Genomic DNA, 20128 nt, shown 5'->3' with positions numbered 1-20128 from the left:
CGCGCAGGAAGGGGCCCTGCCCAACCTGTGGATCAAGAAGCGGTGTTGGCCGATGACGGCTGACAGACCGGACACCAGTAGGTGATCCGCTCGCCCTGTCCCGTCGACCGGATCGGAGTGCCACAGCGCAGACAGGGGCGGCCCCGGCGGCCGTACACGTAGGCGGCCTGGCCGGGTCGGGTGGAGCCGGTGGTGCTCCGAGTCCACCGGTTCCGGTTGGCTGTCAACAGTCGGTGGGCCAGCGACACCAGGGCGGGCAGATCCGGTACGTCGCGTACCGGAGCCCACGGCGAGACACCGCGCAGGAACAACACCTCGCACTTGTAGACGTTGCCGATGCCGGCGAGATTCCGTTGGTCGAGCAGGGCGTCGGCGATCTCGGTGTCCGGGTGGGCGGCGAGTCGGCGTATCGCCTCGTCCGGGTCCCAGTCGGGGCCGAGCAGGTCAGGCCCGAGGTGGCCGACCAGGTCGGCCTCGGTCGCGGTTGGCAGCAGCGCCAGGTCGTGCAGGTGGTAGCCGACAGTGACCCGCGCCGCGGTACGCAGCACCACCCGGATCAGGTGGGCCGGGCCGCCGGTCCAGCGTTCGCCCGGGGCGTACGTCCGCCACGCGCCCTCCATCCGCAGGTGCGAGTGCAGGGTCATCCGCCGCTCGTCCGGGGCGGCCAGGCGTAGGAGCAGGTGCTTGCCCCGACTGGTCGACTCCGTTATGAGCCAGCCGGCCAGGTCGACGGTGGCCAGTCGCGGCACCCGGAAGTCGGATCCGGTCAACCGGGAGCCGGCCAGCGTGTCCTGTAGTACGCGGGCGGTCAGCCACACCGTGTCACCCTCGGGCATCCGTCCATCCTGGCCGCGATCCGTCGGTTCCGCCACGAAACGGGCGGGTCGCCTCGTCGTCGTACGTCTCGATGGCGTCGATGCGGTGCCGGCGCTGGTGTCGGCGTCGGCCGGAGGTGCTCCGGCCGACGGGGCGGATGGTGGGGCTGGTGGGGGGATCGTCAGGGCAGCTCGTCGGGCCTCGGCGGGCGGACGGTGTCCTGGTAACGGGGATGGCAGGCGCCGTAGATGGCGAAGTTGAGCCGAGCGTGGGAGAGGGTCAGATCGCCGTTGGGGCCGTCCCGCACGATGTCGGCCTCCTGGTCGCGTCGGCCGTCGTCGGTCCAGAAACAAACGGGGCAGGTCTCACAGCCGGTTCGGTAGCCACAACAGGGGCATGCATCGATATCAATCGAATGCTTGTTCACTCGGTAAGCATTTCACAGCGATCGGTGAGCCGGCACCTCGCACCCAGGATCTGAAAACCCGTCGGTGATGGTGACGACGGTCCCCTTCTTGTTGCTTTTCGCAGGTAGAGCCCTGCCGGTTGCCTCCGGACCAGAAGCAATTGCAGTGGTGGCCGTCGAGCTGTTCACCGACGCTGGCCAGTTCGGGGCCGGCGGGCTCGACCCACCCCACCCACCGCAGGCCACTTTCCGGCGGTAGCGTCAACAGGGCATCGTGGCCGCTATGAGCGACGTCGCCCTCTATTTCCCGTACGTCAACCTGCCCGGCGACAGTTGGGTGAAGGCTGCCGCCCTGCACTGGCCCCAACTGGGCCGGATCCATCCGTTCGGCTACTACGGTCTGCGCGACTCCGACACGGTGAAGCGGCTCCGGGACGAGCTTGACTTCGTCATCGAGGTGAGACCCGACTGGGGACGCCAGCAGTCCTGGGTGGACGACGACGTTCTCGCGAGGGCGGGAGCCGAACGCTACGGGGCGGACACCGAGGACCAGGTCAACGCGTTGTTCTACGACTTCCTCGACCGATACAAGGACGAGCTGACACCCCGGTACGGGGCCGAGGCGCTCGGTGTCGAATCCCTCCGTACCTGGGATGTCCACGACGAACTCCTGCCGCTCGATCCCCGTCTGCAAGAGGTCCATCCGGGCAAGATGTCCTACGGGCTGGCGCATCGGTTGGCGGACGACGGGTTGCTGGTGTCCAGGAGCTACCAATGGCGTCGGGCGTCCGACGGAAAGACGCTTCGCATCCGCGACCTGGCGATGCACTCGTACTTGGCCCGGGTCTACCTGGCGATTCTGGCAGATGTCGTCGCCCGTCAGAACGGGATGACGCCGGTCACCGATCAGCCACTGCTGACCGCCGCTACCTCGGGCTGGACGATCGAGGCGATGGCACAGATCCTGCTCGCCGACAACGCCGAGACGGCACCGGCGGGTCCGACGGACTACAGCCAGATGTTCGCGGTGCTGGCGCTACAGACGGTACTTCCGCGCGACCTGGCCGAGGTGCCGGTCGAGCGGATCATCGAGGCGCGACGAAGGCTGCTGCCGCAGCTCATGCGCTATCGCGAGTTCCTCGGCTCGCTCACCCCGGACTTCGTGGCGATCAGCGAGGTCCGGGATCCGGACGTCCGAGCGGCCAAACTGCGCAACCACGTGGAGAGCAAGGTCCGGCACCCGCTCGAGGAGATGGAACGTACGCTTGGTCGGCTCGGCCTGGCACCGGTCCGAGCCGTACTCAGCCTTCAGACGCTCGCACCACCGGCGGCGTTGGGTGTGCTGGCCAACGCCGCCCACCTACCGCCGGTCGTCACCAGCGCGGGCGTGGTCGCGGGGTGCCTGGTCGGGACGGTAGGCAGTGCCCTCGACCAGCGAAGGCAGGTCGTCGCCAGCCATCCCGCCGGCTATCTGTTGGACCTACGGCGCGAACTGGGCCCCGCCGACGCGGTCGCGAAGATCCGGTCTGCCATTCGGCGGGCGGTGCCTGGAGCACCACGGCCGCGATGAGGCCGGTCACAGCGAGCACCGTCCCGCAACGGAAATTCACTGGTCACCCGGAAGGAACAGCGCGATCATCCGTGCTGTGCCGAACGAAGGCGGTCGAGAGCCGCGTACCTCGAACAGTCCCCGATCAGTGCGCTTCGTGGAACTGAACCGCGTGACGATGACCGCGCTGCTGGACCGGGACCTGCCCCGGGCCAGCGCCGAGGCCGGCGTCGACCTCACCGACTACTTCGTCACCGACGATGCGTGCTGGCTGTGGCGGATCCGCGTCGACCAGGTGGCCGCCGACCCGGACAGTGGCCGGTGGATCGCCCGGGCGGCGGTCGCCGAGCCGGAGGGAATCGTCGTCGGCCACGCCGGATTCCACGGACCGCCCGACGAGACGGGCATGGTGGAGGTCGCCTACTCGGTGGACCCCACCCACCGTCGCCAGGGCTACGCCCGGGCCATGCTCACCGAACTGCTGCGTCGGGCCGCCGTCGAACCGGCCGTCCGGACCGTACGGGCATCGGTCAGTCCCGACAACGCGGCCTCCCTGGCCACACTCGCCGGCTTCGGCTTCAGCCAGGTAGGCGAACAGTGGGACGAGGAGGACGGCCTCGAACTCGTCTTCGAGCGCCCCGCGGGCGGCGGCGAGTACGAACAGCCGATCGTCACCGGCTAGCCAGGCCGCCGAGCGGATCGGCGATTGGCTGACCCGGGGTGATCTTCGTCGACTCCGAGGTCCCGGTCGACGGCGAGTCGTTCGCCTCCGGTTGGTGGCCGGGGCCTTACCGACGAGCAGATTGAGCGGTTCTGGCCGGCACGACGCCACACCCGGGGGCCATGCTGACCGAACCGGCCGTGCTGGCCCACTCGCTCGGCGAGTTCCCCACGACGTACGTCAAGTGTCTGCTGGACGGCCCTGAGCCGAACCCGCAGCGTGACCTGCTCACGGCATAGGGGTACGGCCAGGCTGAGTGTCATTCGTCATGGTCCGCAATCGGGTGAGCCGCCGGGGTCACCGACTCCGGTGGTTTCGTGCTTGTAGCCACTGGTTGAGCTTGTGTGGGAGCCGTGCGCAACCCGCCACGGACGTACAACAGCAGCGCGGCCACGAAGGCGACCGCGCTGAGGAAGGCGACACCGTAGAACCCGTGGAATGTGGTGAACAGAACGCCCGAGATGACGCCGCCGATGCTCGCCGCCGTGTACAGCGCCGCGTTCGCCAGCGATGCGACGGTCCCGCGCGCGGTGGTGGACAGTGATTGCATGACCGTCATGAGTACGGGAAACACGAATCCGCTCACCAGGAAGATCAGCATGAGCGTGGCCTCTGCCACGGGTAGTACTGGCGCGAAGGGCAGGGCGACACACAGCACCGCAAGGACGGATCCACCGAGCAGCACGGATTTGGGCAGTCCGAGCTGGTTGGCGAGGCGGCTGGCGAACATCGATCCGATCGCGTTACCCGCACCCAGCCCGATGATCGCGAGGCCGACTTGGGTGACCGAGAGTCCGAAGGCACGGGTGTACCAGGTGCCGATGAAGGTGAACACGGTGTAGAGGCCGATCCCGAACACGAGGTAGCCGGCCAGGTACCACGCCGCTCGCCGTAGGCCGAGGACGCTGCGGTAGGAGGACAGGATGCGGCCGTTACCCGCGGCCACAGACGGCACCGAGGGAAACCAGACGGCCACGGCCGCCATGACGAGCAGCGACACAGCGCCGAGTACGAAGAACGGTATCCGCCAGTTCGTCGCGGCCAGGATGCTGCCGGCCGGTACCCCAACCACCTGGGCGATGGACAGGCCAGCCGTCCCGTATCCCATCGTGGACAGGACCCGGTCGGCCGGCACCGCGACGGGGATCGTCGCCCAGATCTGCGGCACGACGAGCGATGCGGCCATCCCCGCGAGCGCCCGGAGCACGATCATCGCCCAGAAGTTCGGTGCCAGCCCGGAGGCCGCAGTGGACAGGGCGAAAGCAGCGAGTCCCGCGATGACGACGGCCTTACGGTTCACGCGGTCGGAGATCGGCCCCGCCACCAGCGCGAAGGCCGCATAGCCGATGGAGTAGCCGCTGACCAGCCACCCGGACACCTCAGTACCGATCCGGTATTCATTGGACAGTGTGGGTAACAGCGGCGCGACGAGGAACGTGTCAGTACCGATGACGAACGTGATCCCGAAGGTGAGGATCGAGAATCGGGTGACGGCGATCAGTGATGGATGAGCGGAGCTGGTGGGCACGCCCAGACCGTAAACTTTGACACCCGTATCAAGGTCAAGCCATAGATCGGAAGCGGACGTGATCATTGGTGAACTCGCTCGACGGACCGGTGTGAACACCTGGTCGCTTCGGCACTACGACCGGGCTGGTCTGCTCACCTCGACCCGCGCCCAGAACCGTTACCGTGACTTTCCGGATCGTGCCGTCCGTGAGGTAGCAAGGATTCGCTGCCTACTCGATGCCGGGTTCAACCTTGACGAAGTTAGGGAGATCCTTCCCTTCATCGGCAGTGAAGGCCAGCTCCAACCGAGTGAGGCGCTACGCCAACTGGTCGACAGCCGCCTGCAGAGCCTGGAAGGACAACTCGCAGCCCTGGAGAAGGTCCAGCGGGTGCTGCGCACCGTGTCGAAGGACCTTCAACGTCGCTCCACCTGAGTCATCGGCGTGCCGGCAGCATCTCAGGCAGCGAGGCGGATGCCACCGCGGAACCATCGACCGACGCACTACGAGTGCGTGCGTCAGCCGCGTAGCCGCAGGCCACGCGGGGTGGCCCGGAATCCGGCGGCGGTCAGTGCGGCGTGCAGTGGCGACGACCGTCCCACCGCCGCGCCGTCGGCCCGCTCGACCGACATCGCCCCGAGCGCCCCGGTGCGTACCGCGTCGCCGAGTGCGCGGGCCGCCGCCGTGAGCAGCCGCTCGTCGTCGGAGAAGGACAGGAGGGTACGGCCACCGCGTTCGACGTAGAGGACAAGCTCACCGCCGACCAGTACGACCAGCGCACCCGCCTTCCGTCCGGCCCGGTGCCCGCCGGCTGGCACCTCGACGCCGTCGCCGGAGTCGACCACCCGCTCCGGCCAGGGCAGCGCCGCGCCGTACGGGTTGGCCGGGTCGGTGGCGGCCAGCACCAGGGCCCGCCCACCGCGCTGCCCGGTGCCGTCCCACCCGTCGGTCCCGTCCGACCGGTCACTGCGGTCGATGCCACCTGGCTCGGCCAGGGCCCGGAGCCGGTCGACGGCCCCGGGTACGGCGAACTGGGCGGCCCCGAGCCCTTCGACGAAGTAGCCGCGCCGGGCCGCCCCGCGTTCCTCCAGTGCCGACAGCACCGGATATACGGCGGCGAACCCGCCGGTGACCCCTTCGGCGGTGACCGCGCCCCGGGTGACCACCCCGTGCCGTTCGAGCAGTGTGTCGGCCAGCGCCGCGCCACGTCGGGTCGGGTCGGTGTCCCGGTCGGGCAGCAGCGACCAGCGTCCGGCGACGGTCGGCGGGCCGGTACGGCTGGGCAGCGCCACCCGTCCCGGCCGCCGGTAGCGGGTGCGTGGCGCACCTGGGCGGGACCGGTGCGCACCACCCCCACCGAGGGTCACCCGCAGCGGGGCCAGGGTGTCGTTGGTCAACCGCCCGGCCCACACCAGGTCCCAGATGGCCGCGACCAGCGCCGCGTCGTCGACCGGCCCGAGGCCCGGATCCCCTGCGCCACAAACCCGGTCGGCCAGGGCCCGGAAGAAGAGGGCCTGGCCGTCGGCGAGCGCGGCCAGCACCGCCTCGTGCAGCGGGGTCAGGGCCAGCGCCTCGTCCGGCGGGGGAAGCAGCAGTGGCGCGGTGTCGGCGTACGCCAGGGTTATCCAGCCGTCGCCCCCGCTGATCGAACCGGAACCAGCCCACACCACCTCGCCGCTGGCGCACAGCTCGTCCAGATAGGCGGGGGAGTAGTCGGCGACCCGGGCGGGCAGGACCAGCCGTTCCAGCGCGGATGCGGGCACGGCGACGCCCTGCAACTGTTCGACGGCGGCGGCGACCGCCTCGACGCCCCGGCTCGACGCGCCGACCTGCTGCCAACGGGGCAGGAAGTCGGCCAGCGCCCGGGGCGACACCGGCTCGATCTCCCGGCGCAGTGCGGCCAGTGACCGGCGGCGCAGCAGGCGCAGCACCTCGGCGTCGCACCATTCGGCCCCGGCCCGGTCGGGGGAGAACTCGCCGGAGACCACCCTGCCGGTGGTGGCGAGCCGGCGCAGCGCCTGCTCGACGACGAAGACCCCGAGCCCGAACCGGGCGGCGCAGGCGGCGGCCGGGAACGGGCCGTGGGTACGGGCGTACCGGGCGACCAGGTCACCGAGCGGGTCGGCCACCGGGGCCAGGTACGCCTCGGCGACCCCGACCGGCAGCGCCACACCGAGCGCGTCGCGCAGCCGGCCGGCGTCCTCGATGCCGACCCAACGCTGTTCACCAGCGATGCGTACCGGCAGGATCCGCCGGGTCTGGGCCAACTCGGTCAGCCACTCCGACTGCACCCCACGCTCGGTCAACTCCGCGTCGGAGAGGTCACCGAGCAGCCGGAGCAGTTCGACGGCGTCCTCGGCGTCCCTGGGGCGACGGTCGTCGGTCAGCCAGCGCAGTCGCCGCTCGGTTTCGGCGAGCACCGCCGGATCGAGCAGTTCGCGCAGGTCCACCCGGCCGAGCAGTTCACCGAGCAGGGTCGAGTCGAGCGCCAGCGCGGCGGCCCGGCGTTCGGCCAGTGGCGCGTCCCCCTCGTAGAGGAAGGCACCCACGTAGCCGAAGAGCAGCGACCGGGCGAACGGCGACGGCCGGGAGGTTTCCACCTCGACCAGCCGGACCCGGCGGCTGGCCAGTTCGCGCATCAGCATCACCAACCCGGGTACGTCGAAGACGTCCTGGAGGCATTCGCGGGCCGCCTCCAGGGTGATCGGGAAGTCGGGATGGTCCCGGGCCACGTCGAGCAGTTGGCTGGCCTTCTGGCGCTGCTGCCACAGCGGCTGGCGACGGCGTGGGTCGCGTCGGGGCAGCAGCAACGCGCGGGCGGCGCACTCGCGGAACCGGGCGGCGAACATGGCCGAGCCGCCGACCGACTCCTCCACCAGTTGGGCGATCTCGTCCGGGTCGAAGGCGACCAGCTCCGCGCCGGGCGGTTCGTCGGCGGTGTCGGGCAAGCGTACGACGATGCCGTCGTCGCCCGGCATGACCTGGGCGTCCACGCCGTAGCGCTCGGCGAGGCGGCGGCCGATGGCCAGCGCCCACGGACCGTTGACCCGGGCCCCGAGCACGCAGTGCACGGCCAGCCGCCAGTCGCCCAGCTCGTCGCGGAACCGCTCCACCACCACGGTACGGTCGTCGGGCAGGGACCGGGTCGCGGCTCGCTGTTCGCGCAGGTAGGCGACGAGGTTGCCGGCCGCCCAGTCGTCCAGCCCGGCGGCGCGTAGCGCCGTGGTGGCGGTCTCGTCGTCCTGTCGGGCCAGGGCGCGGACCCGCGCACCGATGGCCCGCCCCAGCTCGACCGGGCGGCCCAGCGAGTCGCCCTTCCAGAACGGCATTCGGGCGGCCTGCCCCGGGGCGGGGGAGACCAGCACCCGGTCCGGAGTGATCTCCTCGATCCGCCACGACGAGGAGCCGAGCAGGAAGACGTCGCCGACGCGTGACTCGTAGACCATCTCCTCGTCGAGTTCGCCGACCCGGGCGGCCCGTTCGGCACCGGCCAGGAAGACCCCGAACATGCCCCGGTCGGGGATGGTGCCGCCGCTGGTCACCGCCAGCCGCTGCGCGCCGGGTCGGCCGGTGAGCAGGTCGGCGGCCCGATCCCAGACCAGCCGGGGGCGCAGCTCGGCGAAGGCGGTGGAGGGGTAACGGCCGGAGAGCATGTCCAGCACCGCGTGCAGCGCCGAGTCGGGCAGTTCGGCGAACGGGGCGGCGCGGCGGACCAGGGTGGCGAGGTCGGCGACCCGCCACTGGTCGAGCGCGACCATGGCCACGATCTGCTGGGCGAGCACGTCGAGCGGGTTGCGTGGACTGTGTAGCTCCTCGATCCCACCGTCGGCCATCCGGTCGGCGACCACGGCACAGGAGAGCAGGTCGCCCCGGTGCTTCGGGAAGACGACACCCCGGGAGACCGCGCCGACCTGGTGCCCGGCCCGGCCCACCCGTTGCAGACCGGCGGCGACGCTGGGCGGTGCCTCGATCTGTACGACCAGGTCGACCGCGCCCATGTCGATGCCGAGTTCCAGGCTGGAGGTGGCCACCACGGCGGGGAGCTGCCCCGACTTGAGCGCCTCCTCGATGTGTTTGCGCTCCTCCCGGGAGACGCTGCCGTGGTGGGCGCGGGCGATCACCGGGGCCGCGCCGCCGGCCGTACCGGACTGGGCCATCAGCTCGGCCGGTGGCCGGGTCGGGGCCGGCACCGGTGTGCCGTCGTGGGCGGCGGCCAGCTCGTTGAGCCGGGCGCACAACCGCTCGGCACTGCGCCGTGAGTTGGTGAAGACGATGGTGGAGCGGTGTGCCCGGATCAGCTCGTGTACCCGTTCCTCGACCGCCGGCCAGATCGACGCCCGGCGGGGCGGACCGCCCAGCTCGTCGTCGACCGACTCGTCCGCCTCATCCAGCCGGGTCATGTCCTCGACCGGCACCTGGACGCTGACCTCGATCGTCTTGGCGGTGGGCGGGGCGACGACCGTCACCGGCTGCGCGCCGCCGAGGAAGTGGGCGGTGGCGTCGACCGGCCGTACGGTGGCGGAGAGCCCGATCCGCTGGGCCGGTCGGGGCAGCAGGGCGTCCAGGCGTTCCAGGGAGAGCGCCAGGTGGGCACCGCGTTTGGTGCCGGCCACGGCGTGCACCTCGTCGATGATCACCGTCTCGACGCCGCGCAGGGCGTCCCGGGCGGCGGAGGTGAGCAGCAGGAACAGCGACTCGGGCGTGGTGATCAGGATGTCCGGTGGGGTACGCGCGAAGGCGCGGCGTTCGTCGGCCGGGGTGTCGCCGGTACGCATGCCGACGGTGATCTCCGGCGGTGGGATGCCGAGCCGGGCCGCCGCGTGCCGGATGCCGGTCAGCGGGGCACGCAGGTTGCGTTCGACGTCGACCGCGAGGGCCTTCAACGGGCTGACGTAGAGCACCCGGCAACGGTGTTGCCGATCTTCGGGTGGTGTCTCACGGGCCAGCCGATCCAGCGACCACAGGAACGCGGCGAGGGTCTTGCCGGAGCCGGTCGGCGCGACGACGAGCGCGTGGTGTCCGGCGCTGATCGCCTGCCACGCGCCGGCCTGAGCATCGGTGGGGGCGGCGAAGGCGGCAGCGAACCACTCCCGGGTCGCGGGTGCGAACCGGGCCGTCACGTCAGGCTGGGTCATCAGCCCCACCCCACCAGTACGTTGACCACGGGTCCATCCTGCCTCGGGGGTGGGACAAGATCCGCAGGCGCTGGCGGTGCATCAGGCGACAACATGAAGAACAGCTGTGGTCTGCCCGTTCTGTGGCTTTAAGTCTTACTTAACTGCTTGCTTTGGCTGGGCAACGTAAAGTAACTTTTCTCGCAATGGCGGGCCGAGGCCGAGGAGGACCAGATGGCCGTCGTCGAGCGGGGCAACCAGCACGGCACCGACGTCCTCATTCGTAAGGTGGACAGCCACCTCGCCTCGGTGCGTCCCGGCCTGCGCGGCGCCGATCTCCAACTCGCCGAGCAACTCGCGGCCGCCCTTCGTGAGCTGGTCGTCGTCACCACCGCTGCCAGCGCCGCCGACCGGGCCCGAGTACGAGCCGCCGTGCACTACTTCGTCCTGCGCCGGGAGAGCCGGGACCATCTTCTCCCGGTGGGCTCACTCGCCGCGACGCAGCGGGTGGTCAACAAGATCGTCGTGCAACTCGGACGCCCGGACCTGATCGTCGAGTCGTAACGTCCGGACCGGGACGATCGGCCGTAGCCAGGCCGGTGCGGCGAGATCCATGTCATGGGGCCCGAAACATCGACGACCGGTAACGGCCCACCCGACCGGTTACACTTTCTCCTCGGCGAGCGAATGCGGGAGGCGATGTGGGCGGAGGGCACCTGACGCGTCGACCCGTCGGCTGGTTGCTCGCCGCAGCCCTCTTCGTCATCCTCTCCATCACCTCGGTGCTCGGTGCCGGCTTCGCCGCCGCGCCCGCCGTCGCCATCGCCGCCGGGCCCGCCTCCATCGGTGCCGCACTCTTCCACCCCACCCCGTCCGTGGGTCGGGACGACGAGAAGGCGGCCGGGGGTGAGGCATCCGCCCGCGAACACAGCTTCGAGGAGCGGCATCAGCCCCGGGACGGGCAGCTACCCGCCGCCACCCGGCCAGCCGCACTGTGGGTCGCCCCGCTGGAATCATCGGAACCGGTCCTGATCGGCCGCTCCGAACCGGCGTTGTCCTCGCGCGCCGTGCCCGGCAACCCCAGCCGCGCACCGCCCGCCTGACGCCCCTCCCCACGGCCCCGCCCACCGGTCGTCCCGACCGGTTCCGACACCGTACCGCCGCCCGGTCTACCGGCCCGGCTCATCCATATCTCCGGCTTTCTGCCGTCTGATCCGCCGCAGTCATGGACCCTCGACAAGGGCCCATGCTGACGTCTACCTGGAGTACGTGTGCTGCTGTTGCTGACCCTCCACCTTGCCGTGGCGATCTGCGCACCGCTCTTCGTCCGATGGTGGGGTCGGCGTGCCTTCTACCTGTTGGCGTTGGCCCCCGCCGCCACCTTCGTCTGGGCCGTCGCGCAGACCGAGGTGACGAGTGACGGCGGCGCGGTCGTCGAGACGTACCCCTGGATCGCGGAGATCAACCTCGACCTGGCCCTGCGCGTCACGACCCTCTCCTGGCTGATGATGTTGCTGGTCGGCGGGGTCGGCGCGGCGGTACTGGTCTACTGCGCCCGCTACTTCGATGCCGACGAACCCGGCCTCGGCCGCTTCGCCGGGGTCTTCGTGGGCTTCGCCGGCGCGATGCTCGGCCTGGTCGTCGCCGACGACCTGCTCCTGCTCTACGTCTTCTGGGAGTTGACCACCGTCTTCTCCTACCTGTTGATCGGGCACAACCCGGAGAAGCGGGCCAGCCGGCGGGCCGCCTTCCAGGCCCTGGTGGTGACCACCCTGGGCGGCCTGGCGATGCTGATCGGCTTCATCATGCTCGGCCAGCACGCCGGCACCTACCGCTGGTCGGAACTGGTCGACGCGCCCCGGCCCGGTGCCGGCTACCTGACCACCGCACTGGTACTGATCCTGGTCGGCGCGCTGTCCAAATCGGCCATCTTCCCGCTCAGCTTCTGGCTGCCCGCCGCCATGGCCGCCCCCACCCCGGTCAGCGCCTACCTCCACGCCGCCGCCATGGTCAAGGCCGGTGTCTACCTCGTCGCGCTGCTCGCCCCGGTCTTCGCACTCACCACTGGCTGGACCGTGATCGTCACCGTCGCCGGGGTGATCACCATGCTCTCCGGCGGCTGGGCCGCGCTGCGCCAGACCGACCTGAAACTGCTGCTGGCGTACGGCACCGTGAGCCAGTTGGGCCTGCTCATCGTGGTCACCGGTGCAGGGCACCGCAACGCCGCGCTCGCCGGTGCCGCCATGCTGCTCGCCCACGCCTTGTTCAAGGCGGCGCTCTTCCTCACCGTCGGTGCCATCGACCGTACCGCCGGCACCCGGGACCTGCGGGCCCTGTCCGGGCTGTGGCGCCGTACGCCCGTCCTTTTCGGCGGGGCCGCCCTCGCCGCCGCCTCCATGGCCGGTCTCCCGCCGTTCTTCGGCTTCGTCGCCAAGGAAGCGGTGTTCGAGTCGTTCGCCGACAACTGGATCGTGCTCGCCGCACTGGTGCTCGGCTCCGCCCTCACCGCCGGCTACAGCATCCGGTTCGTCTGGGGGGCCTTCGCCAGCAAGCCCGATGTCGAGCCCATCCAACCGCGGCCAGCCGGCGTGAGCATGCTCGCCCCGATCGGGCTGCTCGCGCTGGCCGGATTCGCCCTCGGCCCGCTGGCCGCAATCGTGGACAAGCTGCTCACCCCGTACGCCGGTTGGGTCGGTCCGACCGGCTACCACCTGGCGCTCTGGCACGGTGCCACGCCGCCGCTGGCCCTGTCGGCCATCGCGCTGCTCGGCGGCGGTCTGCTCTTCGCGTTCCGCGAGCGGGTCACCCCCGTGGTCCGGCGGGTCCGGGCCCCCATCGACGGGGTGAGCGCGTACCAGCGGGTCACCGGCTGGCTGGACCGGTTCGCCACCGAGGTCACCGCCGCCACCCAGCGCGGTTCCCTGCCCCAGTACCTGGGCATCATCCTGCTGGTCCTGGTCGTCGGTCCCGGCGGTGCACTGCTGCTCGGGCGGGTCTGGCCGCAGCGGGTCGACCTCTGGGACAGCCCACTGCAACTGGTCGTCGGGCTGGTGCTGGCCACCGCCGCCGTGCTCGCCGTACGCGCCACCCGGCGGCTCGCCGCGATGGTGCTGGTCGGCGTGACCGGCTACGGCACCGCGATGATGTTCGTCCTGTACGGGGCACCCGACCTGGCGCTCACCCAGTTCCTGGTGGAGACCGTCACCATCGTGGTGTTCGTACTGGTGCTGCGCCGGTTGCCGATCAAGTTCTCGGCCCGGCCGCTGCGTCGTACCCGGTGGGTCCGGATCGCCATCGGCGTGGCGGTCGGCGTGGTCATGTCGGCGTTGGCGCTGGCCGCCGCCGGAGGCCGCGAGGCGATACCGATCTCGGTCGACTTCCCCGAGCTGGCCGTCTCGTACGGCAACGGACGCAACGTCGTCAACGTGACCCTGGTCGACATCCGGGCCTGGGACACGATGGGCGAGATCTCGGTGCTGCTGGTGGCGGCCACCGGGGTAGCCAGCCTGATCTTCCTCCGGCCGCGTGGTGGCCCGGTGCCCCGTCGACCGGAGTTACCCACGCCCAGCCGCCGGCCCCGGGGCTACCGGGTCTGGCTGCGCGGCGGCCCGACGCTGCGGGAACGGCGTCGCTCGATCGTCTTCGAGGTGGTCACCCGACTGCTGTTCCACACCATCGTGCTGTTCTCCATCTACCTGATGTTCTCCGGGCACAACGCGCCCGGCGGCGGCTTCGCCGGTGGCCTGGTGGCCGGGCTGGCGCTGACCGTCCGGTACTTCGCCGGGGGACGGTACGAACTGGACGAGGCGGCACCGGTGGACGCCGGCCTGGTGCTCGGTGCCGGCCTGTTCCTCTCCGTCGGTACGGGTGTCGTGGCCATGCTGCTCGGTGGTGACGTGCTGCAGAGCGCCGTTGTCGACCTGCACCTGCCGGTCATCGGCGACATCCACCTGGTGACCTCGCTCTTCTTCGACATCGGGGTCTATCTGATCGTGATCGGCCTGGTGCTGGACATCCTGCGCAGCCTGGGTGCCGAAGTGGACCGGCAGATCGAGGAGGCGGAATGAACAGCCCGAACCTGGTCCTGGTGGTCGTCATCGGGGTGTTGTTCGCCTGTGGCGTGTCGCTGCTGCTGGAACGCAGCCTGACCCGGGTGCTGCTCGGCATCATCCTGCTCGGCAACGGGGTCAACCTGCTGATCCTGGTGGGCGGCACGAACGGCGGTGCGCCGATCGTCGGGGTCACCCCGGAAGAGGAGATGAGCGATCCGCTGCCCCAGGCGATGGTGTTGACCGCCATCGTGATCACGCTCGGGATGACCGCCTTCCTGCTCGCCATGGCGTACCGCAGTTGGCAGTTGTTCGGCCACGACGAGGTCCAGGACGACCTGGAGGACCGGCGGATCGCGGAACGCGCCGAGCGGGACGCCGCCTCCGGCCTCGAAGACACCGACGACGAAGGCATCGACGACAGTGGTGATGACCTGGAGAAGCTCGACCCCGGGCCGACGACCCGGTGGCAGGGCGGGAACGAGGCGACCAAGTGAACTCTCTCGTACCGCTTCCGGTGGTCATGCCACTGTTGGGGGCCGCGCTGACGTTGGTGCTGGCCCGGCGGCCCCGCGCCCAGCGGGTGGTCAGCGTACTCGTGCTCACCGCCACCCTCGCGGTCGCTGCGGGGCTGCTGGTGGCGGCCTACCGGGACGGCCCACTGGTGGTGAACGTCGGTGGCTGGCCCGCACCGGTGGGCATCGTGCTGGTCGCCGACCAACTCTCGGCGCTGATGCTGGTGGTCTCCGCCGCGGTGACCCTGTGCGTGTTGCTCTACTCGATCGGCGAGGGGCGGGCGGACGGTGACGAGGGCACCCCGCTGGCCATCTACCACCCGACCTATCTGGTGCTGACCGCCGGCGTCACCAACGCCTTCCTCTCCGGGGATCTGTTCAACCTCTTCGTCGGCTTCGAGATTCTGCTGGCGGCCAGCTACGTGCTGCTCACCCTGGGCGGCACCGACGTGCGGATCCGAGCCGGCACCACCTACGTCGTGGTCAGCCTGCTCTCGTCGCTGATCTTCCTCAGCGCGATCGGGCTGATCTACGCAGCCACCGGCACCCTCAACCTGGCCCAGTTGGTCGACCGCCTCGACGCGCTGCCGGACAACCTACGGCTGGTGCTGAACCTGATGCTGCTGCTGGCGTTCGGGATCAAGGCGGCGGTCTTCCCGCTGTCGTCCTGGTTGCCGGACAGCTATCCGACCGCGCCCGCTCCGGTCACCGCCGTCTTCGCCGGCCTGCTCACCAAGGTCGGTGTCTATGCGATCATCCGGACCGAGACCCTGTTGTTCCCCGGGGGCCGGGTCGCCGACGTGCTGATGGTGGTGGCGCTGCTGACCATGCTGGTCGGCATCCTGGGTGCGGTCGCCCAGTCCGACATCAAACGACTGCTGTCGTTCACCCTGATGGGGCACATCGGCTACCTGATCTTCGGGGTGGCGCTGGCGACGACCGCCGGCCTGGCCGGGGCGATCTTCTACGTCGTGCACCACATCATCATCCTGACCACCCTCTTCCTGGCCACCGGGCTGTTGGAACGGCGGGCCGGCAGCACCAACCTGGAACGGATCGGTGGGCTCGGCCGGATAGCGCCGCTGCTCGGCGTGCTGTTCTTCCTACCCGCCATCAACCTCGCCGGCATTCCGCCGTTCTCCGGCTTCCTCGGCAAGGTCGGCCTGTTGCAGGCCGGGGTGTCGGCGGGCGGGGTGCTGCCCTGGTTGCTGGTCGCCGGGGGCACGATCACCAGCCTGCTCACCCTCTACGCGATCATGAAGGTCTGGAACGCGGCCTTCTGGCGGGCACCCAAACTGGACTCGCCCGACGCGCCGGCCCGGTTACCCCGGCTGATGGTGGGCTCGACCCTGGCCCTGGTCGCGCTCGGGGTGGCGCTCACCCTGGTCGCCGGGCCGCTCTACCGGGTCAGCGCCGACGCCGCCGAGCATCTGCGAGCACGCTCCCCGTACGTCGACGCGGTCTTCCCGGGAGGTACGCCGTGACCCCGCCACCGTCCGAACCACCGGCGCAGCCACCATCGGCGGGGGAGCCGCTGGTGCCACCCGTTGCCGACGAACGGGAGAGATCGGAGTTGTCGAAGACTCCGGTGATCGAATCACCGTTGACCGAGTTGGAGCCGGAGACGCCACGGTTCGTCCCGCCGCGGACCCGGTGGCGGGACCAGGCGGTCGCGGTGGGCTGGCTGGTGCTCGTGTGGAATCTGCTGTTCGGGGAGTTCACCTGGGGCAACATCGTCGGCGGCCTGGCCGTGGCGCTGATGGTGCTGCTGTTCTTCCCGCTGCCACCGGTGACCTTCGAGGGGCGGCTCCGCCCGGTCGGCCTGGTGCGGTTCGCCGTACGGTTCATCTACGACCTGGTCACCGCGAGTGTGCATGTCGCCTGGACCGCCCTGCGCCCGGGTTACCAGCCACGTAACGCCATCATCGCCGTACCGCTGCGGGTCCGTTCGGACCTCAACCTCACACTGACCGCCGAGGCGGTCTCACTGGTCCCGGGCAGCCTCATCGTGGAGGTGGACCGGAAGGCCGGCGTGCTCTTCGTCCACGTGCTGGACGTCCGTGGCCCCGAGGACATTGAGCGTGCCCGTCAGGACGTGCTGGACCTGGAGGCCCGGATCCTCCGGGCGGTCGGTTCGAAGGCCGAGTTGCGCCAGCTGCAGCAGTCTCCCCCCGACCGAGGAGCCATCGTATGACCGCCGTCGTCGTGATCGTCACCGCTCTGCTCGCCATCGCGGCGGTGCTCGCCCTGATCCGGATCGCCCGGGGTCCCTCCCTGCTCGACCGGGTCGTCGCCACCGACGTCCTGCTCTCCGTGGTGGTGGGCGCCCTCGGTGCGGAGGCGGCGATCAACCGGCACGCCACCACCCTGCCGATCATGGTCGTCCTCTCCATCCTCGGTTTCGTCGGTTCGGTGGGCGTCGTCCGGTTCGTGGCGCGGGAGGAATCGTGACCGGGGGCGAGATCATGGACCTCCTGGCGGCGGTCTGCCTCATCGCCGGTGCGCTGTTGAGCCTCATCGCCGGAGTGGGGCTGGTGCGCTTCCCCGATGTGCTGTCCCGGATGCACGCCGCCACCAAACCACAGGTGCTGGGACTGCTGCTCATCCTGATCGGGGTGGGGCTGCGGTTGCGTAGCGGGGCGGACCTGACCACGCTGCTGCTGGTGGGAGTCTTCCAACTGGCGACCGCTCCGATCGCCGCACATCTGGTCGGGCGGGCCGCCTACCGGGGCGGCCGGTGCGAGAAGGAACGCCTGGTCGTGGACGAACTCGCCGACCAGCCGGTCCGCCACCACGGTGACTGACCCTCGCTGGGAGGTGAGGAAGGGCCCCTTCCGACGTACAAGGCGACAACCAGGGGCCCTTCCTTGCTCGTACAGCGAATCCCCAGGTCGTGCCGATAGACTGGCCGAATGATCGAATCCACTGCCCAGGAGGGCAGTTATAGCCAGCCGGGTCGGACCCGGCCACATGAGGTCCAGGTGCCGTCGCAGGGAGCCCTGAGCAATCCGTGTTGATCGCGCTTGGCCTTCTTCTGATCATCCTGTTGACCGCCGCGACCGGTTACTTCGTGGCCCAGGAGTTCGGTTACATCGCCGTCGACCGGGGCAAGCTTCAGCAGCTCGCCGACCAGGGCGACCCGGCAGCCGAACGGGCTCTGAGGGTGACCGGTCGGCTGTCCTTCATGCTCTCCGGTGCCCAGCTCGGCATCACCGTCACCGCACTGCTCGTCGGTTATGTCGCCGAGCCGTTCCTGGGTGACGGGCTGGCCGACCTGTTCGGCCTGGCCGGGATGCCGCGGTCCGTGAGTCTGCCGCTCTCCGTGGCGCTCGCCCTGGTCATCGCCACCATCGTGCAGATGGTGTTCGGCGAACTCGCCCCGAAGAACCTCTCCATCGCCCGAGCCGAGACCGTTGCGCGGGCACTCAGCCGGTCGACGTTGATCTACCTGACTGTCGCCAAACCGGTGATCAAGCTTTTCGACATGGCCGCCAACCGGCTACTGCGCCGGGTGGGCATCGAACCCGTCGAGGAACTGCCGAGCGGGGCCACTCCGGAGGACCTGGAGCAGATCATCGCGGAGTCTCGGCAGGAGGGGCACCTCGACGCGGAGATGTCAGCCCTGCTCGACCGAGGACTGGACTTCCGTCAGCTCACCGCTGGCGAGGTGATGGTGCCCCGGGTCGACGTGCACACCGTACGCGCCGACGAGCCGGTCAGCCGGGTCGTCGAGCTGCTGGACACCGGACACTCTCGGTTCCCGGTACGCGGCACGGAGGGCGTGGACGACCTGGTCGGCGTGGTCGGTATCGCCGACGTGCTGGGGGTCCCGCCGGAGCAGCGGGGCAGGAAGTTGGTTGGTGCGGTGGCCGGACCACCGCTGCTGGTGCCCACGACGCTGCTACTGCCAACGGTGCTGGACCGGCTACGGTCCGGCCACCGGCAGCTCGCCTGCGTGGTGGACGAGTACGGCGGCTTCGCCGGTGTGATCACCCTGGAGGACATCGCCGAGGAACTGGTCGGGCCGATCCGTGACGAGGACGATCCGCCCGAGCGGGCCCCGACCCGGCAGGCCGACGGTTCCTGGGTGGTACCCGCCCGTTGGCGCATCGACGAGGTTGCCGACAGCACCGGCATCGCGCTGCCCGAGGCGCCGGAGTACGACACCATCTCCGGACTGGTGATGCGGGAGTTGGGCCGGGTACCCGAGGTGGGTGACCGGCTGGAGATCACTCTCGCCGCCGAACTGGACGCCGAGCTGCCACCGAGGGCGTTGGTCGAGGTACTCGCCGTCGACCGGCACGTGGCCGACTCCGTACGGCTGGAGGTGGCCCGATGAGTACCACCTGGGCGTTGTTGACCTCCCTGGCCCTGCTGGCGCTGAACGCCTTCTTCGTGGCGGCCGAGTTCGCGCTGGTCGCCAGTAAGCGCTACCGCCTGGAGCAGGCCGCCGCCACCGGTGGCCGGGCGGCCCGGGCGGCGTTGGCGGGCAACCGCGAGTTGTCGCTGATGCTGGCCGGCGCGCAGTTCGGTATCACCATCTGCACCCTGGGTCTCGGTGCGCTCGCCGAGCCGGCGATCGAGCACCTGCTCAGCCCGGCACTGACCGCTGTGGGGCTGCCGGCGGCGACCAGCCACGTCATCGCCCTGGTGTTCGCGCTGGCCCTGGTGACCTTCCTGCACCTGGTGGTCGGCGAGATGGCACCGAAGTCCTGGGCGATCACCCATCCCGAGCGTTCGGCGTTGCTGCTGGCGCTGCCGTTCCGGGCCTTCGCCTGGTTGGCGAGGCCGGTGCTCTGGGCGCTGAACGGCATGGCCAACGCCACGTTGCGGCTGGTCCGGGTGAACCCGCAGGACCAGCTGGCGCAGGCGCACGGGCCGCAGGAGCTGCGGATGCTGCTGGAACAGTCCCGGGAACACGGGCTGCTCGCCGCCGACCAGCACGAGATGCTGACCAGCATGCTCGAACTGCAGGGAACCCTGGTTGCCGACGTGATGGAGCCGGTGGACCGGATCGTCGCGGTGCGCCGGGACGACACCGCCGAGCGGATCGAGCAGGTGTCCCGGGACAGCGGCCGGTCACGGCTGGCGGTGCTGGACGGGCCCGGCGAGGTGCTGGGTGTGGTACACGTACGGGAGGCGGTCCGGGCCACGACGACGGGGCGGTTGGCGACGGCGCAGGAGCTGATGACTCCGGCGTTCAGCCTGGCCACCACCGCGTCGGTGACCGAGGCGGTCGCGGCGATGCGGGCCGACCAGGTGCAGTTCGCCATGGTGACCAACGGCGCGGGCACCGGCCGACCGGTGGGCTTCGTCGCGCTGGAGGACCTGCTGGAGGAGGTCATCGGCGAGTTCGACGACGAGACCGACCCGGTGCCGCGCGGGCGACGGATGCGCTGACCTGCGGGGCGTCCCTGTCGCGGGCGGCAGAGGAGAGGGGGACGCCGGTG

At 70.3% G+C, this 20128-nt stretch carries 17 protein-coding genes; 13 read left to right on the top strand and 4 right to left on the bottom strand.

Annotation, left to right across the window (positions count from 1 at the left end; all coding sequences use genetic code 11):
* Positions 1 to 32 precede the first annotated feature (32 nt).
* Positions 33 to 836, bottom strand: coding sequence for an Fpg/Nei family DNA glycosylase (locus FHR38_RS05470; RefSeq protein ID WP_184533331.1), 804 nt, complete (start codon positions 834 to 836; stop codon positions 33 to 35).
* 161 nt (positions 837 to 997) lie between these two features.
* Positions 998 to 1243, bottom strand: a complete 246-nt coding sequence (locus tag FHR38_RS05465) for a CPCC family cysteine-rich protein (RefSeq protein WP_312881863.1) — start codon at positions 1241 to 1243, stop codon at positions 998 to 1000.
* A gap of 262 nt (positions 1244 to 1505) precedes the next feature.
* Here FHR38_RS05465 and FHR38_RS05460 point away from each other — a divergent pair, with 262 nt between their 5' ends.
* Positions 1506 to 2792, top strand: a complete 1287-nt coding sequence (locus FHR38_RS05460) for a DUF6236 family protein (RefSeq protein ID WP_184533329.1) — start codon at positions 1506 to 1508, stop codon at positions 2790 to 2792.
* A 136-nt stretch (positions 2793 to 2928) separates the two neighbouring features.
* Positions 2929 to 3453 carry a GNAT family N-acetyltransferase gene (locus tag FHR38_RS05455; RefSeq protein ID WP_312881862.1) on the top strand — a complete coding sequence of 175 codons (525 nt, stop codon included), beginning with the start codon at positions 2929 to 2931 and terminating at the stop codon, positions 3451 to 3453.
* Positions 3454 to 3751: 298 nt separating this feature from the next.
* On the opposite strand, the gene FHR38_RS05445 is transcribed toward FHR38_RS05455, so the two are convergent.
* On the bottom strand, positions 3752 to 5020 hold the full coding sequence (locus FHR38_RS05445; RefSeq protein ID WP_184533327.1) for an MFS transporter: 1269 nt from the start codon (positions 5018 to 5020) through the stop codon (positions 3752 to 3754).
* Positions 5021 to 5078: 58 nt separating this feature from the next.
* Here FHR38_RS05445 and FHR38_RS05440 point away from each other — a divergent pair, with 58 nt between their 5' ends.
* Positions 5079 to 5435: a MerR family transcriptional regulator gene (locus FHR38_RS05440; protein WP_184533325.1), complete on the top strand. Its 357-nt coding sequence runs from the start codon at positions 5079 to 5081 to the stop codon at positions 5433 to 5435.
* Positions 5436 to 5518: 83 nt separating this feature from the next.
* Here the strand turns inward: FHR38_RS05440 and FHR38_RS05435 are convergent, their stop codons facing one another.
* The gene (locus tag FHR38_RS05435; protein ID WP_184533323.1) at positions 5519 to 10135 is read right to left on the bottom strand and encodes an ATP-dependent helicase; all 4617 of its coding nucleotides are present in this window, start codon (positions 10133 to 10135) and stop codon (positions 5519 to 5521) included.
* A gap of 213 nt (positions 10136 to 10348) precedes the next feature.
* Between FHR38_RS05435 and FHR38_RS05430 the strand changes: the two genes are divergently transcribed.
* From FHR38_RS05430 to FHR38_RS05385, 10 genes are all read left to right on the top strand, one after another.
* Positions 10349 to 10678, top strand: a complete 330-nt coding sequence (locus tag FHR38_RS05430) for a hypothetical protein (protein WP_184533321.1) — start codon at positions 10349 to 10351, stop codon at positions 10676 to 10678.
* 137 nt (positions 10679 to 10815) lie between these two features.
* Entirely contained in the window at positions 10816 to 11217 is a 402-nt protein-coding gene (locus tag FHR38_RS05425) for a hypothetical protein (RefSeq protein ID WP_184533319.1), read from the top strand.
* 168 nt (positions 11218 to 11385) lie between these two features.
* The gene (locus tag FHR38_RS05420) at positions 11386 to 14181 is read left to right on the top strand and encodes a Na+/H+ antiporter subunit A (RefSeq protein WP_184533317.1); all 2796 of its coding nucleotides are present in this window, start codon (positions 11386 to 11388) and stop codon (positions 14179 to 14181) included.
* Positions 14178 to 14660, top strand: a complete 483-nt coding sequence (locus tag FHR38_RS05415) for a Na(+)/H(+) antiporter subunit C (protein ID WP_184533315.1) — start codon at positions 14178 to 14180, stop codon at positions 14658 to 14660. The genes FHR38_RS05420 and FHR38_RS05415 overlap by 4 nt, the downstream gene beginning before the upstream one ends.
* On the top strand, positions 14657 to 16162 hold the full coding sequence (locus FHR38_RS05410) for a Na+/H+ antiporter subunit D (RefSeq protein ID WP_184533313.1): 1506 nt from the start codon (positions 14657 to 14659) through the stop codon (positions 16160 to 16162). The genes FHR38_RS05415 and FHR38_RS05410 overlap by 4 nt, the downstream gene beginning before the upstream one ends.
* Entirely contained in the window at positions 16159 to 16872 is a 714-nt protein-coding gene (locus FHR38_RS05405; RefSeq protein WP_376771385.1) for a Na+/H+ antiporter subunit E, read from the top strand. The genes FHR38_RS05410 and FHR38_RS05405 overlap by 4 nt, the downstream gene beginning before the upstream one ends.
* Complete coding sequence (locus FHR38_RS05400; RefSeq protein ID WP_184533311.1) at positions 16869 to 17129, top strand: MrpF/PhaF family protein; 261 nt, start codon at positions 16869 to 16871, stop codon at positions 17127 to 17129. The genes FHR38_RS05405 and FHR38_RS05400 overlap by 4 nt, the downstream gene beginning before the upstream one ends.
* Positions 17126 to 17482 (top strand): monovalent cation/H(+) antiporter subunit G, encoded by a 357-nt coding sequence (gene mnhG / locus FHR38_RS05395; RefSeq protein WP_184533309.1) that lies wholly within the window; start codon positions 17126 to 17128, stop codon positions 17480 to 17482. Before FHR38_RS05400 ends, mnhG begins: the two co-directional genes overlap by 4 nt.
* A gap of 206 nt (positions 17483 to 17688) precedes the next feature.
* A complete protein-coding gene (locus FHR38_RS05390; protein WP_184533306.1) occupies positions 17689 to 19017 on the top strand; it encodes a hemolysin family protein in 1329 nt (442 codons plus the stop codon).
* Positions 19014 to 20078: a hemolysin family protein gene (locus FHR38_RS05385; protein ID WP_184533304.1), complete on the top strand. Its 1065-nt coding sequence runs from the start codon at positions 19014 to 19016 to the stop codon at positions 20076 to 20078. The genes FHR38_RS05390 and FHR38_RS05385 overlap by 4 nt, the downstream gene beginning before the upstream one ends.
* The last annotated feature ends 50 nt before the right edge of the window (positions 20079 to 20128 follow it).

The sequence above is a fragment of the Micromonospora polyrhachis genome, from assembly GCF_014203835.1.
Lineage (GTDB): Bacteria > Actinomycetota > Actinomycetes > Mycobacteriales > Micromonosporaceae > Micromonospora_H > Micromonospora_H polyrhachis.
This window is presented reverse-complemented; position numbering and strand designations above follow the sequence as displayed.